Genomic DNA, 13,873 nt, shown 5'->3' with positions numbered 1-13,873 from the left:
AGCAAGGTTACGATTCGTAACCTTGCTTCTTTTATTTTCGGGTAATCGATTCTAATTCTACCCTTAATTCCTGAAACATCGTCATTATACTACTCAACTTCAACTCTTCTTCATCGTACTCTTGGGTATTAATACAACAGGTAAATTCCCAAAGTTCTATAACATCTTCAGTCTTTACATCGAATGGCTGGTAAGCCTTATTATCCGAATGCAGTTCTAAGCAATTCTTCTCTTTTATCTTATTATACAAACGCTTATAAACCAAACCATCATTTTTTGTTAAAACAATATAGGTCCTACCATCTTTAACTTCTTGAATATTATCGACAAACTTAGCCACTACAAAAGAACCACTTTTTACAGGCAACATAGAGTCGCCACTAATAGGAAAAGCACGATGGGTACCTGTGGGTAAAAATGGTAATTTTATTTTTTGAAGCTGCTCAATATACTCTGGATCGGCATACCCCTGAAGATATCCTGCCGAAGCCTTAGCCGGAATAATTTCTATTAAATCTTCATTTGCTTCATTTACTGTAATTGGAAATAGTACACGCTTGTTACCTACTTCTATAAACGAAGTGTTTTTAGCTCCTCGTAAATCGTTTTTCACCAAAATATCAATAGGAATATCGAAATAATTAGACAATTCTATCAAACGATCTATAGGAGGCTCCGATCGCCCTTCTTCATACGACCCTACAATAGAACGTGTCCATCCCAATTCGTCTGCAAAACGTTCCTGCGAAAACTTTTTTAGCACCCGCAGGTGCTTAATGTTTGTTTGTATATGTTTCATTTTAAATAGGCTATTTTCAACTTTAACATTTATTACTACAAATATAAGCAACAATAACTATTATTTGTAGCTAATTTTGTTAATCCTATGTATTTAAATTGTCACACATACTACAGCCTGCGTTACGGAACTATAAAACCCGAGCGTTTGCTTGCTATTAGCTCAAAAAATGGCATAAAAACCATGGCGTTAACCGACATTAACAATACCTCGGCCTGTCTGGATTTTACCCGGCTATCTGAAAAATATGAGGTAAAACCCGTATTAGGTGTCGATTTTAGAAATGGTGCCCAACAACAATTTATTCTGTTAGCAAAAAACAACGAAGGGTTTCAAAATATTAACGCCTACCTATCGACCTTTTTGCACAATAGCAATATAAAAATCCCCAATAGAGCACCACAAATAGCAGATACTTATGTTATTTACCCTTATAAACAGGGAAAGGATTTCGAACTGCAACCTAATGAATTTTTAGGTATTAAACCCAAAGATTTAAATGCCCTTAAATTTTCAAAATGGAATCATTTCAGAAATAAACTGGTAGTGCTTCAAACAGTTTCTTTTGAAAATAAAAAAGACTTCAATACACATCGCCTACTACGGGCCATAGATAATAATACGTTATTAAGCAAACTTCCTAAAAGCGAACAAGGTTACGAAACAGATTGCATGTTACCTTATTCCGAAATCTGCGAAACCTATCAGGAATTCCCAGAGTTACTCGAAAATACAGCATCTGTTTTAGACAACTGTTCTATTGAATTCGATTTTTCTCAAAAAACACCAAACAATCAAAAATCGTACACCACAAACGAAGAAGAAGACTATGCCTTATTACAAAAACTAACTTACGACGGTATCCCCTACAGATATGCACAACCCGACAACACTATCTATAGTCGAATACAAAAAGAGTTAGAAATTATTAAAGACAAAGGTTTTGTATCCTACTTTTTAATTAATTGGAAAATTGTATCATACGCCCGAAGTAAAGGCTACTTCTATGTAGGGCGCGGCAGCGGTGCTAATAGTATTGTAGCCTACCTGCTTCGTATCACCGATGTGGATCCTATAGAGCTAGACCTCTACTTCGAACGTTTTATTAACCTATACCGTAAAAATCCACCCGATTTCGATATCGACTTTTCATGGACCGATCGTGATGACGTTACCCGTTTTATATTCAAGAATTTTAAAAACACCGCGCTTTTAGCTGTTTACAACACCTTTAAATGCAAGGCTTCGGTGCGTGAACTAGGCAAAGTATTCGGACTCCCCAAAGCCGAAATAGATATTTTAACCAAAGGACGCTATGACATTAACAACCTCGATAAACTATCGAAACTCGTTCTTACATACAGTAAATATATTCAAGGATTCCCGAACTATTTAGGCATTCATGCCAGTGGTATTATTATTTCAGAAAAACCCATTCATTATTATACCGCAACATTTTTGCCTCCAAAAGGGTATGCGACCACACATTTTGATATGATTACTGCCGAAGATATCGGCTTGTATAAATTCGATATTTTGAGTCAGCGTGGTTTAGGAAAAATTAAAGAAACCGTAGACATTATAAAGTATAACCACCCCGAAGAATCACCAGTAGACATCCATGATATTAAGCGCTTTAAAGAAGACGAGCGCATTAAACATCTGCTAAAAAATGCTAAAGCCATTGGTTGTTTTTATGTAGAATCGCCTGCCATGCGCATGCTTCTAAAAAAACTTCAGGTAGACAATTACCTCGGCTTAGTTGCTGCCAGCTCTATAATACGACCGGGCGTTGCCAAATCGGGTATGATGCGTGAATATATTTTGCGTTATCGTTATCCAGAACGCATTAATAAAGCACATCCCGTACTACTTAAAATTATGCCAGAAACCTATGGTGTTATGGTATATCAGGAAGATGTTATTAAAGTCGCTCATATTTTTGGAGGTTTATCGTTGGCTGAAGCTGACAAATTACGCCGTGGTATGTCTGGAAAATTCCGATCTCGAGAAGAATTTCTAGGTGTAAAACAGTTGTTTTTCAATAATTGCAAGCAAAAAGGCGAATCGGAAACTGTAATTTCAACCGTTTGGAAACAAATTGAAAGCTTTGCAGGTTACGCTTTTGCAAAAGGACATTCAGCATCTTATGCAGTTGAAAGCTACCAAAGTCTATTTTTAAAAGCCTACTATCCTATTGAATATATGGTGGCTACCATTAATAATTTTGGTGGATTTTATAGAACCGAACTTTATGTTCACGAAGCCCGAATGCACGGCGCAGCCATAGAGCCACCTTGCATTAACACTAGCTATAATGAGGCTTATGTTAAAGATAAATCTATTTATTTAGGTTTTATGTTTTTACATGCTTTAGAAAACAAAACCATAAAAAATATTCTAACCAATCGGCAGCAAGCAGGTAAATTTATAAGCTTAGACGATTTTATCGATCGCGTTCCTATTTCTATAGAACAGATTTCAATTTTAATAAAAATAAATGCCTTCAGATTTACAGGAATTAACAAAAGAGAATTGCTTTGGGAAGCTCATTTAAAAATTAGCAAAATACATTTTGATGAATACACCACATCATTATTTAAAACTGAAAAAATCAATTATGAAACTCCCGAGCTGCCAAGCAGCTTTTTGGAAAATGCATTCGATGAAATAGAACTACTCAGTTTTCCGCTTTGTAACCCTTTCCAATTATTAGAAAAACCTCTTGACACCCAACTAACCGCTAACGACTTAGAAAATTACACTGGAAAGATTGTTCGTATTGAAGGTTATTTAATTACCACCAAAAACACGGTTACCAAAAACAAAAAAACCATGCATTTCAGCACATTTTTAGACCGAGAAGGCTATTTTATAGATACAGTACATTTTCCTCCTATAGCCAGTAAATTCCCCTTTAGAGGTAAAGGCGTATATACCATCACAGGCAAAGTAATAGAAGAATTTGGCTGTATTACAATAGAAGTAACCTCCATGTATAAATGTGCCGTTATTGAAGACCCACGTTATTCAGATAAAATTAACACCATTGCAGTATAATGACACATCGAACCATTGTACATATGGATTTAGATACTTTTTTCGTGTCTTGCGAACGCCTTTTAGACAGTCGTTTAATAGGGAAACCTGTGCTTATTGGAGGTACTTCAGATCGTGGTGTCGTAGCCTCTTGTAGCTATGAAGCGCGTAAGTTTGGAGTACATTCGGCCATGCCCATGCGCATGGCTAAAATGCTTTGTCCCGAAGCTATTATATTAAGAGGTAACTCTGGTATTTACACCAATTTCTCGAAAGACGTTACTAATGTTATTAAAGAAAGTGTTCCGCTTTATGAAAAAACATCAATTGATGAGTTTTACATCGATCTTACAGGTATGGATAAATTTTTTGGGTGCCACAAACTGGCATCCGAATTACGACAACGAATTATAAAGGAAACCGGATTACCCATCTCGTTTGGTTTATCCGTTAACAAAACAGTCTCTAAAATAGCCACAGGTGAAGCCAAACCTAACAACGAAATTCGTATTTTAAGTGGTACCGAAAAACCTTTTTTAGCGCCGCTTTCAGTTAGAAAAATCCCGATGGTTGGAGAGATTACCTATAAAGCACTTTGTGATCTGGGTGTAAAAAGAATTAAAACCATTCAGGAAATGCCTATGGAACTTATGCACCGGGTTCTTGGAAAAAACGGATTGAGTATCTGGAAAAAAGCCAATGGTATAGACAACAGCCCGGTAATTCAATACCACGAACGAAAATCGATTTCTACCGAGCGTACTTTTAACAAAGACACTACCGATGTTTTAAAACTGAAAGGTATTATTGTAGCCATGGCCGAGAATTTAGCCTACCAATTACGTCGTGGCAACAAACTAACAGCTTGCATTACGTTTAAACTTCGGTATTCCGATTTTCAAACATATACTCAGCAACAGCGTATCCCGTATAGCGCTATGGATCATAATATTATTCCAGTAGTTTTAGATTTATTTCATAAGCTTTATAACCGTCGTTTACTCGTACGACTTATCGGTGTAAAATTTAGCCATTTAGTTGAAGGCGGCCATCAAATTAACTTATTCGAAGACAATGAAAAACGCCTGCATTTAAGTGAAGCTATCGATAAAATGCGGGAACGTTATGGTGATAGAGCCGTTATTACTGCTGCAGGCATGGAAGCCAAAAGTATTAGCCGATGGAATCCGTTTACTGGCGAACCACCACCGCTATTAGCTAATCGAAGACGATAAACTCTATAATCAAATTTTACCTTTTTTTATAATAGTGTGTCCAGTACGTTTGTAAGCCACTTTAGTACCATTGGCACAAAAAACATAAACACCCTTTGATTTCTGTTCTTTATAATCTAATAACACAACATCGGCAATAGTACAATTATAATCATGAGCTACCTTCTCCTTTACATGGCCCATAGTCGCCCTACCCTTCTTCAACTGCGCCTGAATTTTATTATCTAGCTTAGGCTCTTCAAAATCTGCCCCCATATCACACGCACTTTCATTTACAGTTTTAGCGAGATCTAATCCCCCTTTTCCTGCAATAGAAACCTCAGCATCAATATATTCCCAGGTGTAATCAGCTTTTAGCAACACACGTCTACCATCTTCTGTTTTAACAATATAATTATTCTGGGCGAAACCAACACAAGTAAAAAAGAATAACACGAACAACAGATGACATCTCATAATAGTGTAAATTTGAATCAACTCAAAAGTACAAATTTTGCATACATTTGTTCTATGAACCTTCCTAAAAAATTACAACAAAAATTAGATGATCGTATCGCTAAAAACGCTTTACGAACCCTCAAACCATCAAATAATTTAATAGATTTTTCATCTAATGATTATTTAGGATTTTCTAAAAGCGAATTCATATTTAAAGAAACACATGCTTTTTTAAAAGGACACCATATTGCACAAAATGGAGCGACAGGATCGCGATTACTTTCAGGAAATCATCGATTATATCCAATCGTAGAATCTATTCTATCCCATTTTCATAACAGTGAATCGGCATTAATTTATAACTCAGGCTACAATGCCAATATCGGGTTTTTCTCAAGCGTACCTCAACGTGGAGATATTATCTTATACGACGAATACATTCATGCTTCCATACGCGACGGCATTACCATGAGTCATGCCAAAGCTTACAAATTCAAACATAACGATTTAAACGATTTAGCATCGCTTATTTCACGCTTTAATAACAATGAGACTATTTACGTCGTTACCGAATCGGTATTTTCTATGGATGGTGACTCTCCCGATTTAATAGCGCTTAGTAATCTTTGTAAAACACATTATGCCTACCTCATCGTCGATGAGGCACACGCTTTAGGCGTATTTGGAAAAAATGGTTCCGGACGCGTTCAGGAATTAGGCACCGAAACACATGTATTTGCCCGTATTGTAACATTTGGCAAAGCCTTAGGATGTCATGGTGCTGCAATAATTTGCGATAACAATTTAAAGCAATATTTAATTAATTTCTCCAGAAGTCTTATTTATACCACCGCCTTATCGCCACATGCTTTAGCTACAATACAAACTGCTTATCAAGAACTAACACAAACTCCAAGTATAAACCAACTAAAAGACAACATCGCATACTTTAAACTGGAGTTACAAAAAAACAACCTTCAAAATATCTTTATTGAAAGTGATTCTGCTATTCAATGCTGTATAATTCCCGGAAACGAATATGTAAAAAATGTAGCACTTAAAATACAAAATTTAGGCTTCGATGCCAAAGCCATTTTATCTCCTACAGTTCCTATCAATCAAGAACGTCTGCGTTTTTGTTTACACAGTTATAATTCTAAGAAAGAAATTAAGGATGTTTTAAAAGGTCTTGCTACTTTTGCGTGTCATAAACCAACTGTAAATGAATAACAATTATACCGTTTTAGCCGTATTCGAATATTCAACTGAAGCTCAAATCGTCAAATCGAAATTAGAATCAGAACATATTAAAACCATGTTAGCTGATGAAAAAACCATCGATTCCGATCCTTTAATTAGTCAAGCCATAGGAGGGGTAAAACTGTTGGTTCATAATAAGGATTTAGATTACGCTATAGAAATCTATAATGATATTAGAGAATATCACAAAGGTAAAAACGGACAAGATTTACACTGTCCTGAGTGTAATTCGACTCGCATTTTAATAGCCCCACCAAAAAGAAATAATATCTTTTTTATGCTTTTTCCTTTTTTCGAAAAGACCAAATACATCTGTAATAACTGTAAAACAGTTTTCAAATGAAAACATATTTCATAACAGGAATATCTACCAATGTTGGAAAAACAATTGCCTCAGCCATCATTACCGAAGCTCTAAAGGCGGATTACTGGAAACCTATTCAAGCTGGAGATTTAGATAATAGTGACTCCCATAAAGTTGAGCGCTTAGTTTCAAATTCTAAATCTAAATTTCACCCAAACAGCTTCACTTTACAAACCCCAATGAGTCCACACGCAGCGGCTGAAATTGATGGGGTACACATAGAAGCCAAAAACATAAAAAAACCGAAGACTAAAAACAATATGGTTATAGAAGGTGCTGGTGGTTTACTGGTTCCTATTAACAATACTCAAACTATTTTAGACCTAATACAACCAGATTACAAAGTAATTGTTGTTTCAAGACATTATTTAGGCAGCATCAATCACACACTGTTAACTATAAACCTGCTAAAATCTAAGGGGCTTGATGTGTCTTTAATTTATTCTGGCAACGAGCATACATCTACAGAATCTATTATTGAAAAAATGACCACCATTCCCGTAATTGGTCGCATTGAAGAAGAGCCTTATTTCGACACCAATGTCGTTAAAGAATATGCTTCCATATTCAAAGACAAATTATAACCATGACTTTACAAGACCGCGACAAACTACATCTGTGGCACCCGCTAACACAGCATAAGCTACACCCAGATACCATTGCAATAAAAAAAGCCAAAGGCTGCATTCTTTACGATGAAAACAATAATGAATACATCGATGCGATTGCCTCCTGGTACACTTGCATGTACGGGCATTGCAACCCGTATATTACCAATAAGGTATCTGAGCAAATGCAACAGTTAGATCAAGTTATTTTTAGCGGTTTTACACATGAACCTGCTGTAAATCTTTCAGAAGCGCTTGTTAATATCCTTCCTGATAATCAGGAAAAAATATTTTTCAGTGATAATGGATCGACCAGTGTTGAAATTGGTATAAAAATGGCCTTGCAATACCACTTCAACCAAGGTAAAAAGAAAGATACGCTTTTAGCTTTCGAAGACGGATTCCACGGCGATACCTTTGGAGCCATGAGCGTATCAGGCCTATCGGTATATAATGGGCCGTTTGAAGATTTCTTTTTGAACGTAAAACGGATTCCAACCCCAACTGCAGATACTATTGAAAACATTTTAAAAACCCTTGAAGAATTAAATAATACTTGTAACATTGCCGGGTTTGTTTACGAACCACTGGTACAAGGAGCCGCTGCTATGAAAATGCATAGTCCTGAAGGATTAAATGCCATTCTAAAATTCTGCAAGGCTAACCATATTATTACCGTAGCCGATGAAGTCATGACAGGATTTGGTAAAACTGGTAAACATTTTGCATCACTTCATCTGGAAACTTATCCTGATATTATGTGTCTAAGCAAAGCCTTAACTGGTGGCCTACTCCCCATGGCTTTAACAACTTGTTCTAAACGCATTTATGACGCTTTCTATAGTAACGACATAAGTAAAGGGCTTTTTCACGGACATACTTATTCTGCAAATCCATTGGCTTGCACAGCTGCCCTAGCGAGTATCGAACTGTTACAAACAGAAGCCATTCAAAATAATATTTCCAGAATCACGGCTTCACATAAAACCTTTAAGAATCGAATAAAAAATCACCCTAAAGTAAAAACTACGAGACAAACGGGTATTATTTTCGCTTTAGATTTGAATACTAAAATGGAACGCTACGGAAATCTTCGCGATAAACTATTTAATTTTTTTATGAGTAAAGGCATATTTCTACGACCGCTTGGAAACACTATATACATTCAGGCTCCGTATGTTATAAGTCAAAATCAGCTTGAAAAAATTTATAAAGCCATTGAAGAAGCTTTAGAAATAATATAAATTTACTCCAAAATTAGACCCTTGCAAAAACCAATCTCCATTACTGCAATAGCTTCGATTTCCCCGCTAGGAAAAACTTTAAATGAAACTTGGGCTAGTTACCAAAAAAGTTCTCATTGTCTATCGAAACACACAATAAAGGCACAAAAAGCATGGATGGGTAAAATTCCAGACGATGCCCAAAATGAGATTGAGGTATTACGGGGTTCAGATCCGAAATATAAAAACTTAGACCCGACCGTTTTATTTGCTATTTATGCTTCACGAAAGGCCATTAAACAGGCTAATTGGATAGCTTCGAACAACTTCGGAATTAATATTGGATCTTCGCGTGGTGCTACCGAATTATTTGAAGCCTATCACGAAGATTTTTTAAAAAACAACAAAGCCCAAACACTTAGTTCTCCAACAACAACACTAGGTAATATTTCGTCCTGGGTGGCTCACGATTTACAGACCCAGGGACCAGAAATTAGCCATTCCATAACCTGTTCGACGGCATTACACGCCATGTTAAACGGCATCGCCTGGATTAATTCGGGGATGTGCGACAAGTTTTTAGTTGGTGGTAGTGAAGCGCCATTAACCCCGTTCACCATAGCTCAGATGAAAGCCTTAAAAATTTACACGAAAGGCACATCAGATTATCCTTGTCGGGCATTAGATCTTTCTAAAGAAAAAAACACCATGGCTTTAGGTGAAGGTGCCTCTATGGCTTGTTTGGAAGAAGGTATCAAAAAACATGCTTTAGCCATTATTACAGGCTACGGGTATGCCACCGAAATACTAAAACATAACATCTCTATTTCAAGTGATGCCAAATGTTTTCAAAAGTCTATGACCATGGCCTTAGGAAACACAAACCCCAATGACATTGACGTCATAGTTATGCACGCACCTGGCACTATTAAGGGCGATTTAAGTGAATATAAAGCCATCGAAAAAATATTTTGTAACAAAATGCCTGCTCTCACTACTAATAAGTGGAAAATAGGACATAGCTTCGGTACATCAGGATTGTTGAGTATAGAATTGGCCATATTAATGCTGCAACATCAAAAATTCATTCCTGTACCTTTTTTAGAAAACCCAAAAACACCAAAGCAGATTAAGAACGTGTTAATTAACGCTGTAGGATTTGGAGGGAACGCCGTGTCGATTTTACTTTCAAAATAACATTATAAAACCATAAAAAGGTTTTATATTTCATTAAAATTTAAAACTTATAATTATGGTTGAATGGTTTTTTAGCTTAGACCTCTTTCCCAGAATTTATTGGGGTATTGCACTAATTGCTTCCTTAGTTTTTATCATTATGATTGTCCTAACATTTGTTGGTGGTGATTCTGATGGTTTAGAACTCGAAACAGATGCTGAAATAGAGTCCGATACGGGTATCGGATTTCAGTTTATAACCTTTAAAAATCTAGTAGGTTTCTTTACCATTTTTGGGTGGAGCGGTATTGCCTGCATAGATTCTGGCTTATCTAAACCTTTAACAGTACTCATTTCGTTAGTAGCTGGTTTGGTTATGATGAGCATTATGGCTGCTATGTTTTATTATATGCGAAAACTAAATCACAGTGGGACCCTTAATTTTAAAAATGCTATTGGAGCCGTGGGTGAAGTCTATCTAACTATTGGAGCTAACCGTTCTAGTATTGGTAAAGCCCATGTTAGAATTCAAGGCGCATTAAGAGAACTTGAGGCTTTAACAGATTCTGAAAACAATCTAAAATCCGGAACCGTTATAAAAGTTAAAGACGTTACCGATAACGGCATTTTAATTGTAGAACAACTTAATAACTAATTAAACCTTTTATTCAATGCTAACACTTATTACACAAGACGCTTTTAGTTTTGGACTTCCCATGGCTGTTATAGCAGCCATCATGTTTATTTTTATATTTTTTATCGTACTCATTAGACGCTATAAGCGTTGTCCATCCGATAGGATTTTAGTAGTTTACGGTAAAGTAGCTGGTGGGCAATCAGCGAAATGTATCCATGGTGGAGCCGCTTTTATTTTTCCAGTAATTCAAGATTATGAATTCTTAGATTTGACTCCGATTTCTATTGAAGTCAATCTAGTTAACGCCCTTTCTAAACAAAACATTCGTGTTAATGTACCATCACGATTCACTATTGGTGTTTCTACCGAACCTGGTATCATGCAAAATGCTGCCGAGCGATTATTAGGCTTATCAATGAACGATGTTCAAGAGTTAGCCAAAGAAATCATTTTTGGTCAGTTACGTTTAGTAGTAGCGTCCATGGATATTGAAGAAATTAATTCTGATAGAGATAAATTCTTAACCAATATCTCACAGAGTGTGGAATCAGAACTTAAAAAAGTAGGTTTAAAACTCATTAACGTTAACATTACCGATATTGTTGATGAATCTGGCTATATTGAAGCCTTAGGTAAAGAAGCTGCAGCCCATGCTATAAATGCCGCACGTAAATCGGTGGCTGAAAAAAATAGAGATGGTTCTATTGGTGAAGCCAATGCCGTTCAAGATGAAAGAACACAGGTTGCTGCAGCCAATGCCCAGGCTGTTGAAGGAGAAAATACTGCAAAAATTGCAGTAGCCAACTCCGATTCCTTACGCCGACAGAGAGAAGCCGAGGCTGAACGCGTGGCCATTGCTTCAGAAAAAGTACAAAGTGCAAAAGCATTAGAAGAAGCCTATGCCGCGGAAAAAGAAGCTGAAACTGTCAGAGCAGAACGTGAACGTTCTTCTCAAATGGCAGATATAATTGTACCAGCTGAAATTGACAAAAAGAAAGTTGAAATTGATGCTGAAGCTGAAGCTGAACGTATTAGAAGGCGCGCCAAAGGGGAAGCTGATGCGATTTTATTTAAAGCACAGGCCGAAGCACAAGGTCTTTATGAAGTACTAACCAAACAAGCTGCCGGTCTTGACGAAATTGTAAAAGCTGCAGGCAACAGTTCAAGGGATGCTGTATTATTATTGATCGCCGACAAACTACCAGAATTGGTTAAAATGCAATCAGAAGCTATTAAAAACATTAAAATCGATAAAGTTACCGTTTGGGAAAATGGCGGAAATAAAGATGGTAAATCCTCTACCGCAAACTTCCTTTCAGGCATGTATAAGTCGGTACCACCACTACAGGAAATGTTTAATATGGCGGGGATGCAACTTCCCGACTATCTAAAAGGAAAAGAAATTGAAAATAAAGCTTCTGAAGACAATTCTTCAGAAGAAAATTCAAATTCTGAAAATAAAGAATAATTTTTACCCATAAATAAAAACAATTAAAACCCCAAAAGGATACTTTGGGGTTTTAATTATAAACCGTTTATAAATTTTAAATTTCTCAAACAATTATATTATCATAAACCCTCCTTAAAACCTTAACTACCTCCTCAATTTCTACTTCATTTAAATGACCAAAACCAAAACGAATCGCACAGGTTTCTATATCCTGATAAAGTATTGTTTTTGGTAAAAACAAATCCTGCTTTTCAGCTTCTTCAGCTAATTTCACCAAAGAAATGTGAGATTTAAATTCCAACCAAATGGCTAATCCGCCCGTAGGAATATCCCACTTTAAAGCATCTCCAAAATACCTTTTTAAATACTGGCATAATGCATCACGCCTTTGCTTATAAACAATAGTATTCTTTTTAATTAGTTTATGTATTTCTCCTTCAGAAATGAGTTCGGCAAGCATTTGTTCCTGAATCAAATCACCTTGCTTATCTAACAATTCCAAGTAATTTTTAGCTTCAGAAATTAAATTTTTAGGAGCCACCACAAACCCCGTTTGAAAACTTGGAAATAAAGACTGCCCTAACTTTCCCAAGTAAATAACCATACCATTAACGTCGGCACTAGCCATAGGCAGCATAGCAGAACCTTCAAACTGAAAATCGTAATCGTAATCGTCTTCTATAATAGCAAAACCAAATTCTTTGGCTAATTGTAACAGTTTTAAACGACGCTCCGCACTCAGCGTTTTGGTTGTCGGGTAATCCCTCTGTGCGCAAACATATACACACCGTATATTGTCCTTTTCAAAATGATTTCTAATATAATCCACATCAATGCCATCCTGATCTACAGGAATGGTTTTAATACTTGCCCCTACCTGCTGAAATATCATATTGGATTCATAGTTACTTAATCTGCCCACTAAAACCACATCCTTTGGTTTAATAAGTAACTGCGACACGATATACAGACTCATATCCGTATTTCGCGTATTAATAAGATTGCTGGGTTTTATATGAAATCCTCTGGTGGCGTTTAAATAATTACAAAGTTGATTTTCAAAATTTGAATGCACGGTTTCACGTGTTCGATTCCACTTTGAAACTAAGGTTTTTCGCTTCATCGCCGCACTATACCATCTGGAAAACTGATGCGTTGGATGCAATCGCAAATCCGGTCTTCCATCATTAACCGTGTACCTAGCATTTGTAAATTGCGCTGTAGAAGCTAAATGAAACGATGTTTGAAACGAAAATCCCGTTTTTTGAGCATAGGTATATGCCTGATCTAACTGCTGAGTGGGTGCCGTTATTTTAGCCGTGCGTTGCTCCGGAACCAGAACAAAAGTTCCCCTATTAGGTAATATTTCGACCCAACCCTGAGAAGCCAATTCATCATAAATAGCTACGGCTGTATTTCGGTGTACCTGTAATAAATGACTTAAAACCCGGGTGCCAGGCAAGGTTGCTCCTTTTAACAAATAGCCTCGTTGAATTAAATTTATTACCTGTTCTGAAACTTGTATATATATCGGTTTTCCACTCGATTTATCAAAATCGATTAATTTTTCAAAAAGATCTTCAACCGGACTACTTATTGTTTTCAAACTGGACTAGTTTAATAGTCCGCTAAGTTACGACATTT

Annotated in this window: 12 protein-coding genes; 9 read left to right on the top strand and 3 right to left on the bottom strand. The window is 36.4% G+C overall.

The window, feature by feature from the left end; genetic code table 11:
• Nucleotides 1-31: 31 nt before the first annotated feature.
• Nucleotides 32-799, bottom strand: a complete 768-nt coding sequence (locus tag H611_RS0110030; RefSeq protein WP_027138245.1) for an XRE family transcriptional regulator — start codon at nt 797-799, stop codon at nt 32-34.
• 87 nt (nt 800-886) lie between these two features.
• On the opposite strand from H611_RS0110030, the gene H611_RS0110025 reads away from it, so the two are divergent.
• Nucleotides 887-3,859: a DNA polymerase III subunit alpha gene (locus H611_RS0110025; protein WP_027138244.1), complete on the top strand. Its 2,973-nt coding sequence runs from the start codon at nt 887-889 to the stop codon at nt 3,857-3,859.
• On the top strand, nt 3,859-5,073 hold the full coding sequence (gene dinB / locus H611_RS0110020) for a DNA polymerase IV (protein ID WP_027138243.1): 1,215 nt from the start codon (nt 3,859-3,861) through the stop codon (nt 5,071-5,073). Before H611_RS0110025 ends, dinB begins: the two co-directional genes overlap by 1 nt.
• 9 nt (nt 5,074-5,082) lie before the next feature.
• Here dinB and H611_RS0110015 read toward each other — a convergent pair whose 3' ends face one another.
• Entirely contained in the window at nt 5,083-5,529 is a 447-nt protein-coding gene (locus tag H611_RS0110015; protein ID WP_027138242.1) for a DUF3157 family protein, read from the bottom strand.
• Nucleotides 5,530-5,583: 54 nt separating this feature from the next.
• Here H611_RS0110015 and H611_RS0110010 point away from each other — a divergent pair, with 54 nt between their 5' ends.
• From H611_RS0110010 to H611_RS0109980, 7 genes are read left to right on the top strand one after another with little or no spacing between them, the layout of a single operon-like run.
• A complete protein-coding gene (locus tag H611_RS0110010; protein WP_027138241.1) occupies nt 5,584-6,741 on the top strand; it encodes an aminotransferase class I/II-fold pyridoxal phosphate-dependent enzyme in 1,158 nt (385 codons plus the stop codon).
• Entirely contained in the window at nt 6,734-7,114 is a 381-nt protein-coding gene (locus tag H611_RS0110005) for a putative signal transducing protein (RefSeq protein ID WP_027138240.1), read from the top strand. Before H611_RS0110010 ends, H611_RS0110005 begins: the two co-directional genes overlap by 8 nt.
• Nucleotides 7,111-7,719: a dethiobiotin synthase gene (bioD, locus tag H611_RS0110000; protein ID WP_027138239.1), complete on the top strand. Its 609-nt coding sequence runs from the start codon at nt 7,111-7,113 to the stop codon at nt 7,717-7,719. The genes H611_RS0110005 and bioD overlap by 4 nt, the downstream gene beginning before the upstream one ends.
• A gap of 2 nt (nt 7,720-7,721) precedes the next feature.
• Nucleotides 7,722-8,987 (top strand): adenosylmethionine--8-amino-7-oxononanoate transaminase, encoded by a 1,266-nt coding sequence (gene bioA, locus H611_RS0109995; protein WP_027138238.1) that lies wholly within the window; start codon nt 7,722-7,724, stop codon nt 8,985-8,987.
• Nucleotides 8,988-9,008: 21 nt separating this feature from the next.
• Nucleotides 9,009-10,163: a beta-ketoacyl synthase N-terminal-like domain-containing protein gene (locus tag H611_RS0109990; RefSeq protein WP_027138237.1), complete on the top strand. Its 1,155-nt coding sequence runs from the start codon at nt 9,009-9,011 to the stop codon at nt 10,161-10,163.
• A gap of 55 nt (nt 10,164-10,218) precedes the next feature.
• Nucleotides 10,219-10,797: a hypothetical protein gene (locus H611_RS0109985; protein WP_027138236.1), complete on the top strand. Its 579-nt coding sequence runs from the start codon at nt 10,219-10,221 to the stop codon at nt 10,795-10,797.
• A 16-nt stretch (nt 10,798-10,813) separates the two neighbouring features.
• On the top strand, nt 10,814-12,247 hold the full coding sequence (locus H611_RS0109980; RefSeq protein WP_035483748.1) for a flotillin family protein: 1,434 nt from the start codon (nt 10,814-10,816) through the stop codon (nt 12,245-12,247).
• 85 nt (nt 12,248-12,332) lie between these two features.
• Here the strand turns inward: H611_RS0109980 and H611_RS0109975 are convergent, their stop codons facing one another.
• Nucleotides 12,333-13,826: an aminotransferase-like domain-containing protein gene (locus H611_RS0109975; protein WP_027138234.1), complete on the bottom strand. Its 1,494-nt coding sequence runs from the start codon at nt 13,824-13,826 to the stop codon at nt 12,333-12,335.
• Nucleotides 13,827-13,873 lie beyond the last annotated feature (47 nt).

The sequence above is a fragment of the Gaetbulibacter saemankumensis DSM 17032 genome, assembly GCF_000425645.1.
GTDB lineage: Bacteria > Bacteroidota > Bacteroidia > Flavobacteriales > Flavobacteriaceae > Gaetbulibacter > Gaetbulibacter saemankumensis.
This window is presented reverse-complemented; position numbering and strand designations above follow the sequence as displayed.